The sequence below is a fragment of the bacterium genome, from assembly GCA_036524115.1.
In the GTDB taxonomy this organism is placed as follows: domain Bacteria; phylum JAUVQV01; class JAUVQV01; order JAUVQV01; family DATDCY01; genus DATDCY01.
Genome location: DATDCY010000315.1, coordinates 88,199 through 106,031, shown reverse-complemented (window position 1 = coordinate 106,031; position 17,833 = coordinate 88,199). Strand labels below are relative to the sequence as shown.

At 70.8% G+C, this 17,833-nt stretch carries 18 protein-coding genes; 10 read left to right on the top strand and 8 right to left on the bottom strand.

The window, feature by feature from the left end; all coding sequences use genetic code 11:
* The 4 genes from VI078_15325 to VI078_15310 form a co-directional block, all read right to left on the bottom strand.
* On the bottom strand, positions 1-1,752 hold a 1,752-nt coding region (locus tag VI078_15325), incomplete at its 3' end, for a hypothetical protein (protein ID HEY6000657.1).
* On the bottom strand, positions 1,739-2,371 hold the full coding sequence (locus tag VI078_15320) for an outer membrane lipoprotein carrier protein LolA (GenBank protein ID HEY6000656.1): 633 nt from the start codon (positions 2,369-2,371) through the stop codon (positions 1,739-1,741). The genes VI078_15320 and VI078_15325, both read right to left, overlap by 14 nt.
* A 76-nt stretch (positions 2,372-2,447) precedes the next feature.
* Positions 2,448-2,873 (bottom strand): DUF4079 family protein, encoded by a 426-nt coding sequence (locus VI078_15315; protein HEY6000655.1) that lies wholly within the window; start codon positions 2,871-2,873, stop codon positions 2,448-2,450.
* Positions 2,874-2,911: 38 nt separating this feature from the next.
* A complete protein-coding gene (locus tag VI078_15310) occupies positions 2,912-3,463 on the bottom strand; it encodes a hypothetical protein (protein ID HEY6000654.1) in 552 nt (183 codons plus the stop codon).
* Between the two features lie 314 nt (positions 3,464-3,777).
* On the opposite strand from VI078_15310, the gene VI078_15305 reads away from it, so the two are divergent.
* Positions 3,778-4,383 (top strand): hypothetical protein, encoded by a 606-nt coding sequence (locus VI078_15305; GenBank protein ID HEY6000653.1) that lies wholly within the window; start codon positions 3,778-3,780, stop codon positions 4,381-4,383.
* Positions 4,384-4,467: 84 nt separating this feature from the next.
* Here the strand turns inward: VI078_15305 and VI078_15300 are convergent, their stop codons facing one another.
* Positions 4,468-5,349: a MipA/OmpV family protein gene (locus tag VI078_15300; protein HEY6000652.1), complete on the bottom strand. Its 882-nt coding sequence runs from the start codon at positions 5,347-5,349 to the stop codon at positions 4,468-4,470.
* A 95-nt stretch (positions 5,350-5,444) separates the two neighbouring features.
* Positions 5,445-6,863: a radical SAM protein gene (locus tag VI078_15295; GenBank protein HEY6000651.1), complete on the bottom strand. Its 1,419-nt coding sequence runs from the start codon at positions 6,861-6,863 to the stop codon at positions 5,445-5,447.
* Between the two features lie 104 nt (positions 6,864-6,967).
* Here VI078_15295 and VI078_15290 point away from each other — a divergent pair, with 104 nt between their 5' ends.
* From VI078_15290 to VI078_15280, 3 genes are read left to right on the top strand one after another with little or no spacing between them, the layout of a single operon-like run.
* Entirely contained in the window at positions 6,968-7,675 is a 708-nt protein-coding gene (locus tag VI078_15290; protein ID HEY6000650.1) for a glycosyltransferase, read from the top strand.
* A gap of 38 nt (positions 7,676-7,713) precedes the next feature.
* Positions 7,714-8,523 carry a polysaccharide deacetylase family protein gene (locus VI078_15285; GenBank protein HEY6000649.1) on the top strand — a complete coding sequence of 270 codons (810 nt, stop codon included), beginning with the start codon at positions 7,714-7,716 and terminating at the stop codon, positions 8,521-8,523.
* Positions 8,520-10,007: an NAD(P)/FAD-dependent oxidoreductase gene (locus VI078_15280; protein HEY6000648.1), complete on the top strand. Its 1,488-nt coding sequence runs from the start codon at positions 8,520-8,522 to the stop codon at positions 10,005-10,007. Before VI078_15285 ends, VI078_15280 begins: the two co-directional genes overlap by 4 nt.
* Positions 10,008-10,017: 10 nt before the next feature.
* On the opposite strand, the gene VI078_15275 is transcribed toward VI078_15280, so the two are convergent.
* Positions 10,018-10,605 carry a DUF4410 domain-containing protein gene (locus VI078_15275; protein HEY6000647.1) on the bottom strand — a complete coding sequence of 196 codons (588 nt, stop codon included), beginning with the start codon at positions 10,603-10,605 and terminating at the stop codon, positions 10,018-10,020.
* Positions 10,606-10,962: 357 nt separating this feature from the next.
* Here VI078_15275 and VI078_15270 point away from each other — a divergent pair, with 357 nt between their 5' ends.
* Genes VI078_15270 through VI078_15260 form a run of 3 tightly spaced genes read left to right on the top strand, consistent with a single transcriptional unit; the run spans position 10,963 to position 14,698 of the window.
* A complete protein-coding gene (locus VI078_15270; protein ID HEY6000646.1) occupies positions 10,963-11,370 on the top strand; it encodes a thioesterase family protein in 408 nt (135 codons plus the stop codon).
* Entirely contained in the window at positions 11,370-13,085 is a 1,716-nt protein-coding gene (locus VI078_15265; protein HEY6000645.1) for a DegV family protein, read from the top strand. Before VI078_15270 ends, VI078_15265 begins: the two co-directional genes overlap by 1 nt.
* Positions 13,082-14,698 (top strand): glycosyltransferase, encoded by a 1,617-nt coding sequence (locus VI078_15260; protein ID HEY6000644.1) that lies wholly within the window; start codon positions 13,082-13,084, stop codon positions 14,696-14,698. Before VI078_15265 ends, VI078_15260 begins: the two co-directional genes overlap by 4 nt.
* Here the strand turns inward: VI078_15260 and VI078_15255 are convergent.
* Positions 14,685-15,356 carry a class I SAM-dependent methyltransferase gene (locus VI078_15255; GenBank protein HEY6000643.1) on the bottom strand — a complete coding sequence of 224 codons (672 nt, stop codon included), beginning with the start codon at positions 15,354-15,356 and terminating at the stop codon, positions 14,685-14,687. The genes VI078_15260 and VI078_15255 overlap by 14 nt on opposite strands.
* A gap of 134 nt (positions 15,357-15,490) precedes the next feature.
* Between VI078_15255 and VI078_15250 the strand changes: the two genes are divergently transcribed.
* The 3 genes from VI078_15250 to VI078_15240 are packed head-to-tail and all read left to right on the top strand — an operon-like array spanning position 15,491 to position 17,813.
* Positions 15,491-15,751 carry a phosphopantetheine-binding protein gene (locus tag VI078_15250; protein HEY6000642.1) on the top strand — a complete coding sequence of 87 codons (261 nt, stop codon included), beginning with the start codon at positions 15,491-15,493 and terminating at the stop codon, positions 15,749-15,751.
* A gap of 26 nt (positions 15,752-15,777) precedes the next feature.
* On the top strand, positions 15,778-17,016 hold the full coding sequence (locus VI078_15245) for a beta-ketoacyl synthase N-terminal-like domain-containing protein (protein ID HEY6000641.1): 1,239 nt from the start codon (positions 15,778-15,780) through the stop codon (positions 17,014-17,016).
* Positions 17,013-17,813, top strand: a complete 801-nt coding sequence (locus VI078_15240; protein HEY6000640.1) for a 1-acyl-sn-glycerol-3-phosphate acyltransferase — start codon at positions 17,013-17,015, stop codon at positions 17,811-17,813. Before VI078_15245 ends, VI078_15240 begins: the two co-directional genes overlap by 4 nt.
* The last annotated feature ends 20 nt before the right edge of the window (positions 17,814-17,833 follow it).

Genomic DNA, 17,833 nt, shown 5'->3' with positions numbered 1-17,833 from the left:
GTCCGGGTCGGGCGCTGGCTGGGCCAGCGCGGTCGCGTCGAGGAACGGGCGGAAGGCCTCGGCGGAGAAGCCGAGCTGCGCGGCCTCGGCGCGCAGCGTCTCGCGCAGCCGCGTTCCCTGCGGCCCGCGCCAGAAGGCCAGCCAATCGGCTTGCCGTCGCTCGCGCGTCCCGGCGCCGGGAACCACGGGGGCGAGGCTGACGATCTCCGCCGGCGCCAGCGTGCCGCCGAGGCGGCGGTACACCGCCTCGTTGCGCTCGAGCGCCTCTGCGAGCGTGGCGCCGCGCGCGAAGACCACGGCCTTGCCCCCAAGGTCGCCCGAGACCGTCCCGATCTCCCGCTCGGCCGCCCGCAGCTCGGGCGTGACGAAGCCGAGCGAGGCCATCGAGCCGTCGAACCGCACGCGGGTCGCGCCGGCGAGGCTCAGGACGAGCAGCGCGATCCACACCGGCAGCACGAGCCGCGCGGAAAGCGGCAGCGGGCGCGGCAGCGGCGGCAGGGGGGCCGTGCCGGGCGCGACGAAGTGCGGAAGCACGATGAGCGAGATCAGCACCGAGGTCACGATGCCCAGCAGGCCGAAGATGCCGAGCTGCCGCTGTCCCGGGAGGGTGGAGAAGGCCATCACCCCGAAGGAGGTGGCCGTGGCGAGGCCCCCCATCACCACGGGACGCGCGGCCGCGCCCACGGCGCGCGCCTGATCCGCGCCTCCGAGCCGGGTCGCGAAGAACACGTAGCTCGCGTACTCGTCGGTCATGCCGAGCAGGACGCCGCCGAAGCCGAGCGTGATCGCGAACACCCCGCCGGGCAGCAGCGAGATGCCGCCCGTGGCGAGCACGAGGACCGTCATCGGCACGAGGAAGACGAAGACCGCCAGGCGGCTGCGCAGGAACCAGAGGTAGATGCCGAGGATCGCAAGTGACGAGACCGAGATGATCACGGCCAGGTCGCGGCGGATCGCCTCCGCGTTCGCGACCGTGTAGCGGTGGCCGCTGACCGCGTGCATCGCGACGCCCGGCGGCAGCGCCGCGGCGGTCGTGCGCAGCAGCGCGTCGACCTCCCGGGCCCTGCCGAAGTCGGTCATCGGCACCGGCGAGTCGAAGGTCAGCAGCAGGCTGCGCCCGTCCCGGCCGCGCTGGCGCTGGCCGCCGCCCTCGAGGGACATCCCGGACGGCGTGAAGCGCGCCAGGATCGGCCCGGCGACGCCGAGCGGATCGTTCCGCAGGAAGGCCTTCGCCCCGATGCCCTGCGGCGAGAGCAGCGTTTCGTAGGCGGCGGCGAGCTTTCCCGCCACGTCCCGGGGGCCGAGCGCGGCGAGGCGCTCCAGGTCGCCGGGCTCGGCCATGACCTGGAGGGCGCGCGGCAGCAGGGCGGCGACGTGCGCCGGGTCGGGCGGGGACGGACGGGGCGAGAACAGCGGCGGCCCGAGCGCGGCCTCGACGCGCTGCGCCGCCTCGTCGAGGGCGCCGGCCGCGGTCCCCGGTTGCGCGACGAGCGCCACGAGCACGGTGCGGGCGAGCGGCGTGCCGGAGAAGAGCTCGAAGTCCCGCCCGACGGCGGAGCGCTCGTCGGGGAGCATCGCGCCGATGTCCTCGCGGATGGTCGCGCGCGCCGCGACCAGGGCGGCCGCCGCAACCAGGGCCAGCATGGCGGCGGCGAGGACTGCGCGCCGGCCGGCGAGCCGGCGGTGAAGCCGCTCGAAAAGCCTCGCGAGCGGCGAGTCCGCGGGTGGGACCGCGGGCTCAGAAGAGTCCATCGGGCAGCGGCCGGTTGACCTCGACGTCGGTGAACCGCATGACCGTCCGGTCCCCCCCCTTCTCCTCGACGGTGACCGACTCGACGTGGTCGCCGCTTGCCGCGAAGACCATCGTCACCCGCGCGACGAACGCGTTGGCCGCCAGCGGCTCGAGCTGCAGCGTGACCGGCGCCTCGGAGGCGACGGCGATCCGGAAGTCGCGGCGCATCGCGCCGAAGTCGGCGTGCGCCCACGCCAGCAGCTGCCCGGCCACGACCTTCATCATCGGGTCGCTCTCGAGCGTGAACGGCTCCGTCCTGCCCGTGAGCCCGTGCCAGCGCCGCCCGGACGAGCCGGCGATGACGAAGCCGGTCGCGACCGGATCGGTCAGCTCCCAGCGCAGCCGGTCGGGGCGGCGGTAGGCGAAGCGCCCCCGCGAGGTCACGGTGTCCTGGAACATCTCGAGGCGCTTCTCCTGGACGATGCCCGCCTGCAGCGTCTCGACGCGCGCGGCCTCGCGGGCCAGCCGCGCCAGCACCTCGTCGGTCGTCGCGGCGCCCGCCCCCGCCGCCGCGGCCACCAGGGACAGGGCGAGCATGGCGCCCGCGCCGCGGGCCGATCGGAGTTGGTGCGCGCGCATCGCGCCGAGGATTCTCCCGGCGCCCCGGGACAAAGTCAAGGAGCGCTCGTCCGATCAGGCTCCTTCAGCGGCCACGCTAGAGCAGGACGTTGAGGCCGAGGAAGACCTGGACGACGAACGCGACGAGCGTCGCGCCCCCTGCCGCCAGGTGCTGCGTGCGCGCCGGCGACTGCGGGCCGCGGATGCGCCCTCCCAGGACGACCGCCACCCAGCAGCAGGCGAGGAGGATGGTCCCTCCGGCGAGGTGCGCGGGGGCGGTGACCAGCGTGCCGCGATGCAGGTACGCGGTGACGAGGCCGGCGAGATAGCCCGCGACCGCAAGCTTCGCGAGGAGCGGGCCGCGGCTGCGGTGCTTCTTGACCGCCGCGAAATCCGGGGACGCCCCGGAGAGGCGCCTGCGCCGGATGCGCCACCCGAGCGTCCCCTGCACGATGAACGCCGCGAAGAGCGCCGCGTTGAAGACGGCGTGAAGGACCTGAATAACGGGAACGAGTTCCTTCATCCGTCTCTGCCCCCCTCCGCGGCGCCGCCCGGAACGCCCTACCGGACCTCGAGGGCGCCCTCCATGCCCTTGTCGCGGTGGCTGGCGAAGAAGAGCAGCTTCTTGGTGCAGTAGAAGGGATAGACGCCGGTCTTCGTCGGGGTGAACTTCACGACCTTCGGCTTGGTGTCCATCGACTCCGAGAAGTTGATGCCGGCATCCGGTGCCTTGATCGCGAAGTCGTGCGGGACGAAGCCGGGCTCCCGCTTGTAGGTGATCTCGACGGGGACGTTGACCTTCACGATGACGTAGTTCGGGTTGTAGAAGTAGCCGCCCCCGAGGATCTCGACCCGCTGGATGCCGTCGGCGCCGAGCACGGCGACCGCCTGCTTGATCTCGCCCTTGATCAGCTTCCTGACCTCCGGGCTGACCTCCGGCTTCGCCTCCGGGGCGGGCTGGGCGGCGGGCTGTTGGGCGGCCGGTTGCGCGGCCTGCGCGGCCTCTTTCGCGGCCGGCGGCGCAGGCTCCTGCGCGGGCTGCTGGGCGGACAGGGGGCCCGCGAGTGCTGCGACGACAACGGCACCGAGAGCGAACCGGATGGCGATCTTCATGCTGAGTCCTCCTCTCTTGCTGTCTGCTGCGGCCAGGGTGCGCGGCACATCAGGCACCCTCAGGAACAAACCTATGACGTCCCGGGCCAAAGTCAAGAACGACCCTCGACCGCCTCCGGGCAGGAGTTGCTTGACAGACCCGGACCCCGACCCGAAAATGCCTCCCATCCTGACTCGGGGGACCTCCGGAGGAACCCCGCTCGCGACGACTTCGCGTCGCTGAAGAAAGACGATCGTCGGTCTTGCCGTGCCGCGGCCTGGCGTGACGGGGTGGTCCCGTGACGCGGCCTCGGGACACAACAGAGGAGGGATGCATGAACGTGCGTCGGACGGGTTTGGTACTGGCACTGCTCGCCCTCGTGACGGTGTCGCTGTGTCTTCCCACCGCGGCTCGCGCAGTCGGGATCGGGGTGGGCGTCGATGTCAAAGGCGGCACGCTCAGTCTCGACGAGCCCGACGAGGATTACGACTTCAAGGCCACGGGCCTGAACTTCGTCCTCGACACGAACGTCGCCGCCGATCGGATCTTCAACTACCGTCTCGCCCTCGGGTACGAGCGGGAGACCGTCGAAGATGGGCAGGGCAACCGGGACCTCAAGATCGACCGGATGGTCATGACCAATACCTTCGGCTTCGGAGTGGTGCGGACCGCGCCCTTCCGGCTCTGGATCGGCCCGCAGATCAGTCTCGCCTACGGGTACGACAGCGACTTCAACGGAGACTTCCAGGACTTCGGGATCGGGATCGGGCCGGCGCTCGGCGTGAACTTCAACCTCGGGCCGGTGGTGACGCTGGGACTCGAGGCGGGGTACGAGTTCAGCGGCTACTCGTGGGAGACGGACTACGACGACGGCGACGGCACCAGGAACGGGTTCCGGGGCGCGGCGGTGCTGCTCTTCCGACTCGACGACAATTTCTAGGAGCCTTCAGGATCGCGGGCTGGCCTCCGGCGCCGAGGCCGGCCCGCGGCCCGGCGCCGTCTCCCCGGGGGATCCGCGGCCCGGTCAATAATCCGAGAGCACCAGGTCGCGGGACTGCAGCGGCACCCAGGAGACCGCCAGGCCCGCGAGATAGCCGGTGCGCTCCTCGACCAGCGGGCTTCCCTCGAAGGCCGTGCCCTGCAGGAGATTGACCCGCACGAACGCGCCCACCCACAGGCGATCGAAGCGCTTTGTCGCGCTGACGGTCAGCGCCGTGCCGCTGTATCCGCCGCGGGCCCGGTAGGCAGGCCGGTCAGCGGTGGCGTACTCGGGGGACACCCCGTAGTAGTACCCGTGCATCTCCGCGTCCGCCCAGAGGGGGCCGCCCGAGATCCCGAGCTCCCAGCCCCCTCCCGGCCCCACGTCCTTGACGGCGAGACCGAGCGACGGGTTGGCCACCCAGCCGATGGCGTGCAGTCCCGAGCCGTCGACCGCCACCACCCGGCGCACCGGCAGGTAGAGGTCGAGGCGCCAGCGATCGCGCTCCGACAGGATCACGTCGAGCTGCGGTCCCACCTCGAACGACGGCGCGAGGTCGGGCATGCCCCGGCGGGCCTCCAGGCCGTCGCTCGAAGCCGGGGCCGACCCGCTCATGCTGATGTCCAGCTTGACGTGCTCGCTCGAGAAGAGCATCCCGGCGACCTTCTCCCGGTCGACCTTCAGCACCTCCCCCCGGTAGACGGCATAGGGGACCGGGAGGAGGTAGCCCCGCTGCTCGCTCGAGCCGCGATAGGCCGGCATGGAAAACGCGGCGACGCCGGCGCCGATCTCCCAGCGCGGGCGCAGGGCCTGCTCGGCGCGGGCGCCGCCCGGCCAGGCGAGAGCGACGGCGGCCGCCAGGAGCCCGATCCCCGCGCACCACGGGCGCGCAAAACGTTGACGCGCTTGCAGAGGCCCCAGATGCAAGGCGGGCAAGTCCCGACGAATGAGGCGTACGTTGTCGTACGCCGCAGTGAGGAGGGACGCAGCCCAACGCCGCAGATGGGGTCTTTGCAGGCGCGTCACGGTTCGAAGGTCCGCATCGCGGAAAGGAAGTCCGGCAGGTGCCGCAGCAGGTGCCACAGGCTGCGGCGGTGTTGCCACAGCCGCCGGCGGAACCTGCGACGCCACGCCCGGTCCGAGTAGAAGCGCTTCACGTGCGTGTTGTAGAGCTGGTCCAGCGTCTCGCGCGAGTCGATGCTCCTGGGCACGAACACGAAATTGAGGCAGTTCATCCGGCGCCAGTCCTCGTCGAGGCGGCCCTCCTCCCGGATCGTCTTCCACAGCGGCGCGCCGTGAAACGGGGTGAACTTGGCCATGTTCATGTCGTCCAGGCCCAGGGAGATGACGAAATCGCTGGTCGTGCGTATCGAGGCCACGGTCTCGCCGGGCAGTCCCATCATGAAGAGGCCCTTGGCGCGCAGACCAGCGGCCTGGATGCGCCGGACCGTCTCCCGGACTTCCTCGAGGTAGACGCCGGGCTTGTGCTGCGCCAGCAGGTCCGGGTCGGCGGTCTCGATGCCCAGCGAGACCATCAGGCAGCCGGCCCGCCTGAGCATCGCCAGCAGCTCGTCGTCGGCGTGGCCCACGCGCACGGCGCAGTTGAACTGCATCCCCAGGGGCCGCGCGCTCAGCAGTTCGCAGAGCGCCGCAATGCGCTTGCGGTTCAGCGTGAAGAGGTCGTCGTAGATGTTGACGTGGCGCACGCCGAAGCGCGTGCGCAGGTGCTGCATGTGGGCGTAGACGTAGTCGGCGGAGTTGTAGCGGAAACCCTGCTTGAAGACCGAGCGGTCGCAGTACGAGCACTGGTAGGGGCAGCCGCGGCTGGTGACCATGGTGGCCCCGGGGGCCTGGACGAAGCTGAACAGGGGCAGGTTGTAGCCCTCGGGGAAGCCGGCCAGCTTCTCGTAGGCCGGGAACGGCAGGCTGTCCAGGTCCGCGATCGGCGCCCGGGGCGCGTTGGCCACCGCGCGGCCGCCGTCGCGCCAGGCCAGCCCGTCGATCTCGGCGGGGGGCCGCCCGCCTGCCAGCTCGGCCAGGGTGCGCTCACCCTCGCCCATGCAGAGATAGTCGATGTGGGCGTAGTCGTCCAGCAACGGAGCGCCGAGAGCCGAGATGTGCACCCCGCCGAAGACGATCGGCAGATCCGGCCGGGCCTCCTTGAGCCGGCCGGCCAGGTCGTGGCCGTCCAGGAAGCCGGACGTGGTGGCGGAGAAGCCGACGAGGTCGGGGCCGCACGCCAGGATGCGCCGTGCGGTCTCCTGCGCGCCGGCGGGGTGCGGCCCCAGGCAATCGATCACGGTGACGGCGTGCCCCTCGCGCTCCAGGTAGGCGGCGATGGAGAGCAGGCCCAGCGGCGCCATGCGGTTGGCCACGGCGGCCACGTCCTTCTTGCCGGGGACCCAGTTGGAGCCGGCGGGATGGACCAGGACGATCTTCATCTACGGTCCGGCGAACGGTGCGAGAGGGACTGGGCGGTGGTATCCCCGCATGAACACCTCATATACAATCGCGGCGGCGCTGAGGGAAGAATGTGTCGACATCGGTGAGCATGGTGGCAGGCTGGGAATTCTTTGACAAGATCTACTGCATCTCGCTGGCCGAGCGGCCCGACCGCCGCGCCGAGGCCGCGGCTCAGTTCGCCGGGGTCGGCCTGGCCGACCGGGTCGAGTTCGTCGTCGTGCCGAGGCACCCCACCGACCGCGAGCAGGGCTGCTACGAGTCGCACCTGCAGTGCATGGCCAGGGGACTGGCCGCCGGCGCCAGGCGGATGCTGATCTTCGAGGACGACATCTTCTTCGATGGCTTCAGCGCCGCGGCCCTGGAGCGCTGCACCGCGTTTCTCGCCGCCGAACCGGACTGGCACCTGTTCTTCCTCGGCTGCATGGTCAAGTCCAGCGGGCGCACGCCATTCCCGGGCGTGATCCGGGTACGCTATCGCAGCCTGACGCACGCCTACGCGATCAGCGGGCGGTTCGCCGAGCGCCTCATGGCGCGCCCCTGGCGCGGCGTGCCCTACGATGACTTCCTGAGGGACCTGAGGGACGAACGCGCGTTCGCCCTCTATCCCTCCTTCGCCTTCCAGAGCAATTCGCCCTCCGACAACGAGCGCTACCTTCCCCTGGACCGCGTGCGCCGGCTGCTGGGCGGGCTGCGGAACCTGCAGAAGCTGGACGCCTTCTACCACCGCAACCGCTGGGCCATCATCGGCGCGCACCTCATGGCGCTGCTGGTGCTCATCCTGGCGATCTGACGCCCCGCCCGCCCACGGGTGCAATGGCCCCACCTGACATGCAAGCCTCCAGCGGCGCTCGACGCAGCCTCACCCTGGCCGAACGCTCCGGCCTGGCCGCGCTGGCGCTGGCGGTCGTGCTGCTGCCTTTGAGCGCGCGCGTGGCCCTCGTCCCGCCCGCGCTGTTCCTGGTGCTGTGCCTGGCGGCGCCGCTCTTCCCGGCGTTCAGCTTCTTCCTGCCCATCGTCAGCCGCGGGTGCTCCGGCCGGCCGGCGGTGGCCCTCACCTTCGACGACGGGCCGGACCCGCAGACCACCTCCCGGCTGCTGGATCTCCTGGCCCGTCACGGCGCGCCGGCCACGTTCTTCATCACCGGGCAGAAGGCGCAGAGTCATCCCGGGCTGGTCCGCGCCATCCTCGATGCGGGGCACACCGTCGGCAACCACTCGTACAGCCACGACAACCTGATCATGTTCAAGAGCACCGGCGCCCTGGTCCGGGAGATCGAAGGCGCGCAGGAGGTCTTCCGGCAGCTCGGCTTCCGGCCGCTGGCCTTCCGGCCCCCGGTGGGCGTCACCAACCCGCGGCTGGCCGCCGCCCTGGCGCGCACGGGCCTCTACGTCGTCAACTTCAGCAGGCGCGCCGCCGACCGCGGCAACCGCAGCGTCACCCGCCTCTCCCGGCGCATCCTCGAGCGCCTGCGGTCGGAGGACATCATCATGCTGCACGACGTCGCGCCCAGGGACCCTGCCGGCGCCGACGTCTGGCTCTCGGAGGTGGACCGCATCCTCGCGGGCATCCGGGCGCAGGGCCTGGCGGTCCTGCCGCTGGGAGAACTCATACAGCGCCCCGTCATGGCGACCCCATGAGAAGACTGCGACACGAAGGGGGAAAGGCGCTCGTCATCGGCTCCGGCATCGGCGGCCTGAGCGCCGGCATCATCCTGGCGCGGCTGGGCTTCGACGTCACGGTGCTGGAGAAGAACCGGCAGCCCGGCGGGATGATGCGCAGCTACGTGCGCCAGGGCGTGCACTGCAACGTCGGCGTGCACTACCTGGGCGCCCTGGACGAGGGGCAGATCCTGCGGCGCTGCTTCGACTACCTGGGCATCACGGGCGAGCTGCCGCTGGTGCGCATGGGCACGGAGGGGCCCGTCGACCGCTATCTGTTCACCAACCCGGGCCTCGGCATCGCCACGTTCGACATGCCGGCCGGTTTCGAGGCCTACGAGGCCGCCCTGGGGGCCGCATTTCCGGACCAGGGACGCCAGATCGACGCCCTGATGGAGCTGCTGCGCCGCAGCGCCGTCCAGTTCGACCGCCTGGATTTTCTCTACTCTTCCGAGCCGACGCAGCACTGGCTCGAGCAGACCGCACCTCTCGGAGGCATACTCGAGGGCCTCGGCTGCCGGCCGGGGCTGCGGGCGGTGTTCGGCCTGCCGTCGGTCCTGATCGGGGTCCCGCCCGCGGACTGCCCCCACTTCTATCACACGATGACGCTGGCGAGTTATCTCTCCTCGTCGTGGCGCCTGGGCAGCAACGGCGCGCACATGGCCGACGTCTGCGCCCGGCGCCTGGCCGCCCTGGGCGGCACGGTTCGCACGGGGGATGGGGTGGCGCGCATTCGGACGGGCGGCGGCGGCGTGCAGGGCGTCACCCTGGCGTCGGGGGAGCGCGTCGACGCGCCCCTCGTCGTCAGCACGCTGCACCCCAAGGCCATGGTGGAGCTGCTGGCCCCCGAGAGCACCCAGTGCTCCTACCGGGAACGCATCCTGGGCCTCACGGACACGCGGAGCGTGGCGGCAGTGCACGCCCTCGTGCCGGCCGAGCGGCGGCCGGCCATGGCGCACAATCTCTACGCGGTCCAGACCGACGCCGTCGGCGACGCCCGGGACCTGATGTACCTGCAATTGCGCCCGAGCGAACGGCCGGACCAGAATCTGCTTTCCGTGCTCACCTCCGGCCACGAGGAGTTGTGGCAGCCTTGGCAGCACACGCTCAGCGGCCGCCGGGGCGACGATTACCTGCAGGCCAAGACGGACTTCGGCGGTCGCGTCATCGCCGAGGCGGAGAAGATCATCGGCCCCCTGGGCGACGCGCGCCTCCTGGATGTCTCCACGCCCCTGACCATCCGGGACTGGGTCGCGAGCCCCGGCGGCTCGGCCTACGGCGTGATGCGCTCCACCGGGCAGATGCTCTCGGCCGCCCTGCTCAACCGCACCTCCCTGCGCGGCCTCTTCCTGGCCGGCCAGAGCGTCCTGGCTCCCGGCATCCTGGGCACGATCCTGGGGTCGCTGGCCACGGTGCAGTTCATCGTCGGCCCGGAGCGCTTCCGCCGCGAGGTCCGCGTGTAGAGCGGAAAGATCAATTGGGCATGACGGAGGCAACATACTCCGCGACGACAGCGCCCATGTCGGAGGGCAGGGAGGCGTCGCTGCTGCCAAACGTCCAGGATGCACCCCAGGCATTGTTCGAACTTGACAGTTTTTGCGTGCCCAGGGCATTCCCGGTTCCCGCCTCCACCAGTTCCACATTCAACGTCATGCTGGATTTCCCGGCGAAGGCACCGCCCCAGAAGCGGGCGGAACGGCTGACCAATCGCATATCCTCGATCTTCGTCCGCACCACGAGTGTATCGCTGCCGTAGGTCTGCTCCCCGGAAGCCGCTTCAACCTTGTCAAACAAGCCCTTCTTCCTCAGTTCGGCAATTGCGCCGTCCCTGCAATGATCGGCAGCTTCCGGATAGTCCTTGGCGATCTGGGGAGGGACCTCAACACCGCTGAAGACAACCTGAGAGTACTTTCTGCTCAGCTTCTGGACGGTGCTCGCTGCAGTCGACTGTGGAGAGGTTTCCTGGCGTGCTGACTGTTGCCCCCCCGCACACCCGACCAGCACGGCCCCGAGGATGACTAGACCTGACAAGCGAGAGGCGGAATTCACGCCACTTCTCATGACTGCCTCCTTTGATGCTTGCGGAATACCAGAATTCGAGCTCTCCAAAGACCTTCTTCAGGATCGGCGGATCAACTCTGATCTGTCCTGGACAGCGACGAGAACCCTCCTTCCAGTGATCGCGCTGTCAGTGCCGGACGACGCGCAACTCTCGGCCCGTTGCCGAGTCCACCCGAGGAGAGGCAAACTATCGCCTTGTGAACTGTTGAATTATGGCATTGCACCGGTCGTGAGGCAAGTGTGCCTGTGCCTGACCCTGGAGCTCATCCCCTGTCCCTCGAAGATGGGGGATGTTCCAGTGAGTTCGGCACCAAAGGATTGCATTCCCCGGTGAGGACATGCGATAGAGTTGGGGCCATGGGAGCGGTCTACGAACTGCGGATGAGGGTCCCGTTCCACGATGTGGACCCCCTGCGCATCGTGTGGCACGGCAACTACCTGAAGTACTTCGACGTGGCGCGCTTCGGCCTCTTCGCGGAGCGCGGCGTCGATCTCTACGCCTACATGATCGAGAAGGGGTACGCCTTCCCGGTGACGCGCACGGCCCTCAAGCACATCGCCCCGCTGCGGGCCTTCGACGAGTTCGTCTGCCGGGCCGCCGTGACTGAGGCGCAGTACAAGATCGGCATGTCCTTCGAGATCCGCAAGGTCGACGGCGGCATCCTCTGCGCCCGCGGCACCAGCGAGCAGCTCGCGGTGCGCTACGCGACGATGGAGATGGAGTTCACGATCCCCGAAGACATCCGGCAGGCGCTGGGATTCTGATGGACCGGCGCCTCGGCAGCGCCCTTGTCAAGGGGTACGAGCGCCTCGCGGCCTGGTCGGACCTGCTCGACGCGATCAACGTCTTTCCCGTGGCCGACGCCGACACCGGCCGCAACCTCAGGGTCAGCCTCGCGCCGCTGCGCCTGCTGCCGGACCGTCCCGGGGAGGCGGCCCGGCGGATCCTCGGGGCGGCGACGGGCAACGCCGGCAACATCGCGGCCGCCTTCCTCCGGCCCCTTCTCGAGGCACAGGCCCCCGAAGACCTGGCCGCGGCCGTGCGCCGAGGGGCGGGCGAGGCGCGCCGCGCCGTGGCAGACCCCAAGCCGGGCACCATGCTCACGCTGCTCGACGACCTCGCCGGCGCCCTGCCGCCCGGGTCGGTGCCGCCGTCGGATTGGGACGCGGAAGACATCGTCGAGGTCCTGGAGAAGAGCGTGGCCGCGACCGCCACGATCCTCCCCGAGATGTCCCGCGCGGGCGTGGTGGACGCCGGCGCCCTCGGCATGTTCATCTTCGTCGAGACCCTCCTCCACGAGCTTGCGGGGCGCGGCGAGGCGCGTCCGGTGACCGAGCGCTTCAGCACAGGGCTCGCGGTGGCCGAGCGTTGGCGCCCGGAGGAGGCGCAGGCCGGCTACTGCGTCAGCACCCTGGTGGGGTCCGACAGGGACGCGGACGAAGCGCGGGAGCTGCTGGGCACGTTGGGCGAGAGCGTGGTGGTCAGCGAGGGGACCGGCGGCGTGAAGATCCACCTGCACACCGGCGACCGGGACGCGCTGCGGCGCGGGCTGGCCCAGATCGGTCCCGTGATCTCCTGGCGCGAGGAGCGGATCGCCGCTGCGGCCGTCCCAGCCGCGCGCGCATCGCAGGCCGTGCACGTCATGACGGATGCGGCCGGCTCGATCGGCGCGGAGGACGCCGCCTCCCTCGGCATCACCGTCCTGGACAGCTACCTGGTGCTGGGCGACCAGTCCTGGCCCGAGACGCTGGTGGCCCCGGAGACCCTCTACGAGGCCATGGCCGGCGGGACGAGGGTCTCCACGGCGCAGGCGTCGGTGTTCCAGAGGCACCAGAGCTACCTGAGCGCCGTCAGCCGCCACCGGCACGTGCTCTACCTCTGCGTCGGGTCGTACTACACGGGCAACGTCGCGGCGGCGACGTCCTGGCAGGCGGCGAACGACCCGGAGGGGCGGCTGAGCATCGTCGACACCGGAACCGCCGCCGGCCGCCTGGGCATCGTCGCGCTGGCCGCCGCCCGCCACGCCTGCGCGGGCCACGGCGTCGAGGCGGTGCGGGAGTTCGCCCGCGCGGCGCTCGCGCACGCCCAGGAGTTCATCTTCCTCGACCAGCTCAAGTTCCTGGCCGCCGGCGGGCGGATCTCGAAGACCCAGGGCTTCTTTGGCGATCTCCTGCGCATGAAGCCGGTCGTCTCGCCGCTGGCCGAGGGCGCGGTCAAGGTGGGGGTGGTCCACCGGCGCGAGGACCAGGTGGCGTTCGCCCGCGGCAGGCTCGAGGCGGCGCTTCCCCCCGGGTCCGCGCCGCTGATCCTGTTGCAGTACTCCGACAACCGGCCCTGGGTCGAGGAGGTCGCCGCCCGGGAGGTGCGCGCGCTGCTGCCGCGCGCCTCGATCCTGGTGCGCCCCCTCTCCCTGACCTCCGGCGCCCACATGGGACCGGGCACCTGGGCGATCGCCTTCCTCCCCGAAGCCTTCACATGAGACTCGCGGTCGTCGTGCCGGTGTACAACCACGGCCGCACGGCGCGCGAGGTCGTGCGCGCGGCCGCGGCGCTGGGCTGGCCGGTCTGGGTGGTGGACGACGGCTCCACGGACGGCGGCGTCGACGGCATCGAGGCCCTGCCGCAGGTGCGCCTGCTGCGGCACCCGGTGAACCGCGGCAAGGGCGCGGCGCTGCTCACCGGCTTCCGGGCCGCGGCCGAGCACGCGGACTGGGCCGTCACGCTCGACGCCGACGGCCAGCACGACCCGGCGGACATCCCGCGCCTGATCGCGGCCATCCCGGCCGGGCAACGGCCGATCGTCGTCGGCCAGCGCCGGCAGATGGCGAGCGAGGGCGCCCCGTGGACCAGCCGCTTCGGGCGCGGCTTCTCCAATTTCTGGGTCCGCGCGGCGGGCGGCCCCCGGGTGCTCGACAGCCAGAGCGGCCTGCGCATCTACCCCCTCCCCGAGGTCCTCGCCCTCGAGCTGCGCGCCCGGCGCTACCAGTTCGAGGTCGAGGTCCTGGTCAAGGCCGCCTGGGCCGGGCTGCCGGCGATCGAGACGCCGGTGAGCGTGCGCTACTTCGGCGCCGAGCGCATCTCGCACTTCCGGCCCTTCGTGGACTTCTGCCGCAACTCGGACACCTTCGCCCGCCTGATCGTGCGCCGCGTCTTCCGGGGCGTGCCGCGTCTCTTCTATCGTCTCCTCGCAGCCGCGTCGCGGGTCTTCGGCGCCTGGCTCTTCGGCGTCGCCGCCCGCGTGGTCGCCGCCGGCTACTTCGTGCTCTTCCCCCGCCGCGCAGCGGTGAGCGCCGCGTTCTACCGCGCCCTGTTCCCCGGCCGCGGCCGCTGGCACGCCTGGTGGTGCGCCTGGCGGCAGTTCCAGACGTTCACCACGGTCTACCTCGACCGCCTGCTGCTCGAGAGCGGCGACGCCATCCGCTTCACCTTCGAAGGCCGCGAGCACCTGTACGCGTCGCTGGCCGAGGGACGCGGCGGCATCCTCCTCATGTCGCACCTCGGCGCCTGGGAGATGGGCGCGCGCCTGCTGCGGCGCTCCCTCCCCGAGCTGCGCCTGATGCTCTACGTCGGCCGGCGCGCCAAGGAGGACATCGAGCGCCTGCAGAAGGAGGACCTCGCGGCCAGCGGCGTCCGCCTGCAGGTCGTGGGCGAGGACGGCGGCTCGCCCTTCGATCTCGTCGAGGGGGCGGCCTTCCTGCGCTCCGGCGGCTTCGTCTCCATGGCCGGCGACCTGGACTGGCGCGAGGACCGGGAGGGGCTGCCCGTGCGCTTCGCGGGTCACGAGGTGCGCCTGCCGGAGGCGCCGTTCATGCTGGCCCTGGTCGCGCGGGCGCCGCTGTATGTCTTCTTCGCGGCGCGGCGCGCACCGCGACAGTACCACTTCGCCCTGCGCGGCCCCCTGCCGCTGCCGGCCGCGAGCCGCGAGCGCCGCCGCGAGGTCGTGCGGGAGGCCGCGCAGGCCTACGCCGACCTGCTGGAAGCCGAGGTGCGATCGCGGCCCCTCGAGTGGTTCCACTTCTCGCGCTTCCTGGGCCCGCCGCTGGCCGCGCCGCCGGCAGACCCCCCTCCGGGCGCGCGCATCAGGCCGGCTTGACCCCCGTCACCCGCAACCCGAGCATCGTCTCGGCGACCGCCACGTCGCCGAGTTCCGCCGCCGCCAGAATGGCCGACACCTCCGCGACGTTGTAGGCGGCGCCGATCGAGGCACGGAGACTTTCCCTGACCAGCTCGGAGGTCACGCAGCTCTCGAGGAAGTAGCGGGCCTTGGGAGAGAGGTTCCTGCGGAGATCGGACACGAACATCCTGCCGCCGGGTTTCAGGACCCGCCACATCTCGGCGAAGACCAGACCTGGGTCGAGCCACTCGTGCAGCGAGCGGTTCGTGAAGACGGCGTCATAGGAGTTGTCTTCGAACGGCAGCGCCGCCGCGGAGCCGAGGACGTGCCCGACGCGGTCGCCGAGTCCCAGTTCCCGCGCGTGTCTCACGGCGAGCCCGACCATGTCGGGGTTGATGTCAAGACCGACGAGGACGGTGCCCTTCGTCCGCAGCAGCCAATCCAGGCCGAGAAAGCCAGGCCCCGACCCGACTTCCAGCGCCGATCCGCTCGTGACGCCCTCGAGCAGGAGATCCTCGGTCCCAAGCCAGCCCTGCCGCCAGTGTTCCGCCTGCATCTGGTCATAGGCGTCGACGTAGGCGCGGCCGGCCGTGGTGCCGTTCGTCTCGGGGACCCTGCTCTGTCCAAGCGCTGTCATCGTGAAAACGGTGCCAGAGCGCGGCATGAAGCACAAGCGAGGCCGACGAAGATTTGACTTTTCAGGCGGCGGCTCTTGTAGTAGAAAGTCGTGACCATGCTGCGATCGCCAGTGTCATGCCGTCCGGGGTGCCGATGACCCGCGACGAAGCCCGTGCCGCCATCCTCAAGGTCTTCGCGGAGCGCTTCGAGATCAAGGACCCGGGCCAGGACGAGGACCTGCGCGAGGCCTACGAGTTCGACAGCATCGACGCGGTCGAGCTGCTGCGCGAGATCGAGCTGCTCCTCGGCAGCCCCCTGACCTACGAGGAGAAGAAGAGCGCCATGGAGATCAGGACCGTCGGCCAGATCGTGGACTACGTCCTGCGCCTGGCCGCCGCCCGCACGGCCGCCTGAGGGCGCCGCACGAGGCTCCTCCTTCGATGAGCCGCAGGGTCGTCGTCACCGGCTGCGCCGCCATCACCCCCATCGGCAACACGCGCGAGGGGATCGTCCGGCACCTGACCGAGGGGATATCGGGGGTCAAGGCCATCCGCAGGGACGACCTGCTCTCCGCCCAGATCCACGCCGGCGTCTTCGGCACCGTGGACTACCCCATCGAGTACGGCTTCTCGCGCCACCACCGCAAGACCATGGGGCCGGTGGCCTACTACGCCTGCCAGGTGGCCAAGGAGGCGCTGGCCGCCTCCGGCCTGGACGAGGAGTTCGTCACCTCCGGGCGCCTGGGCGTCGCCTTCGGCTCCACCCACGGCAGCCCCACCGTGCAGCGCGACATCTACCGGACCTTCTTCGGCAAGGACGACCGCGGGCTGTCGAACATCGGCGCGGTGGACTATCTCAAGTCCATGGTGCACACCACGGCGGTGAACATCACGCGGATGTTCGGCATCACCGGCCGGGTGATCTCCTCCTCGACGGCCTGCACCACCAGCAGCCAGTCCATCGGCTTCGGCTACGAGGCGGTGAAGTTCGGCATGCAGGACGCCATGCTCTGCGGCGGCGCCGACGAGTACGACACCACGACCGTGGCGGTCTTCGACAACCTGATGGCCTGCTCCACGGAGTTCAACGCCACGCCGCACCTGACCCCGCGGCCCTTCGACAATCGGCGCGACGGCCTCGTCGTGGGCGAGGGGGCCGGCGCGGTGGTGCTCGAGGAGTACGAGCGGGCCAGACGCCGCGGGGCGCCCATCCTCGCGGAGCTTCTCGGCTTCGCCTGCACCAACAACGGCGGCGACCTGATCCTGCCCGACGTCCGCGGCATCGAGCGCACGATCCGCCTCGGGCTGGAGGAGGCGCGGGTGAGCGCCGACGAGATCGACTTCGTGAGCGCGCACGCCACGGCCACCAAGATGGGCGACGTCATGGAGGCCCAGGCCATGGGCGGCATCTACGGCCGGCGACCCTGGGTGGCGGGCCTCAAGAGCTACATGGGCCACACCATGGGCTCGTGCGGCGCCATCGAGACCATCCTCACGCTCTACATGATGCACGGGGGCTTCGTGGCCCCGACGCTCAACCTGGACGAGGTCGACGAGCGCTGCGCCATGGTCCGCCACGTCCGACAGTTGGTCGAGGAGCCCGTGCGGACCGCGGCCATCCAGAACTTCGCCTTCGGGGGCGTCAACACCTGCCTCGTCCTCCGGAAGGCGACGCCGTGAGCGGCGGCGCGGACGCACGAACGGGCCTGCCGCGCCTCCTGACGTGGGCGGTCGAGGTCGCGGTCACGCTCGTCCTCTGGGGATACTTCATACTCGGCTTCGTGTTCTTTTTCGCGCCCCTCTGCCTCCTGGCGATGGCGCTGGGGCACAACCGCGCCCGGGCGGCGCAGCGCCTCAACAATCTTTTCTACCGGGGCTTCTTCCGACTCTGCCGGCTGCTCATGCCCCGGCAGCGCTGGGAGATCGACCCGGCGCTGACCGCCGTGAGCGGCTCGGTCGTCGTGTGCAACCACCTCTCGTATCTCGACCCGCTGCTCTTCATCTCCCTCTTCCCCCGGCACACGACCGTCGTCAAGGAACGTCTCTTCCGCTACCCCTTCCTCGGCTGGGTGCTGCGCGCGTCGGGCTACCTGGCGTCCGGCGGCCCCGATTCGGAGCGCACGCTGGAGCACCTCGAGGGGATGCGGACCTTCCTTGCCGGGGGCGGCAACCTCTTCGTCTTCCCTGAAGGCACGCGCAGCCGCGACGGCTCCGTCGGCCCGCTCCAGGCCGGTGCGTTCAAGATCGCCCGGCTCTGCAGGGCGCCCGTGGCCGTGGCGGCCATCGGGAACACCCAGCGGCTCTTCACGCCGGGACGCTTCCGCTTCGCCGCCTGCCGGCCCAACACGATCACGGTGCGGCTGCTGGCGCGCCTCACCCCGGCGTACGACCGGCCGAACTTCTCGACCCGGGCGCTGATTGCCCAGGTGCGGGCGCTGCTGGAGCCCGCGGCCGGCGGGGCGACGGCGCAAGGGTGAGGCCGCGCGAGGATCGGAGG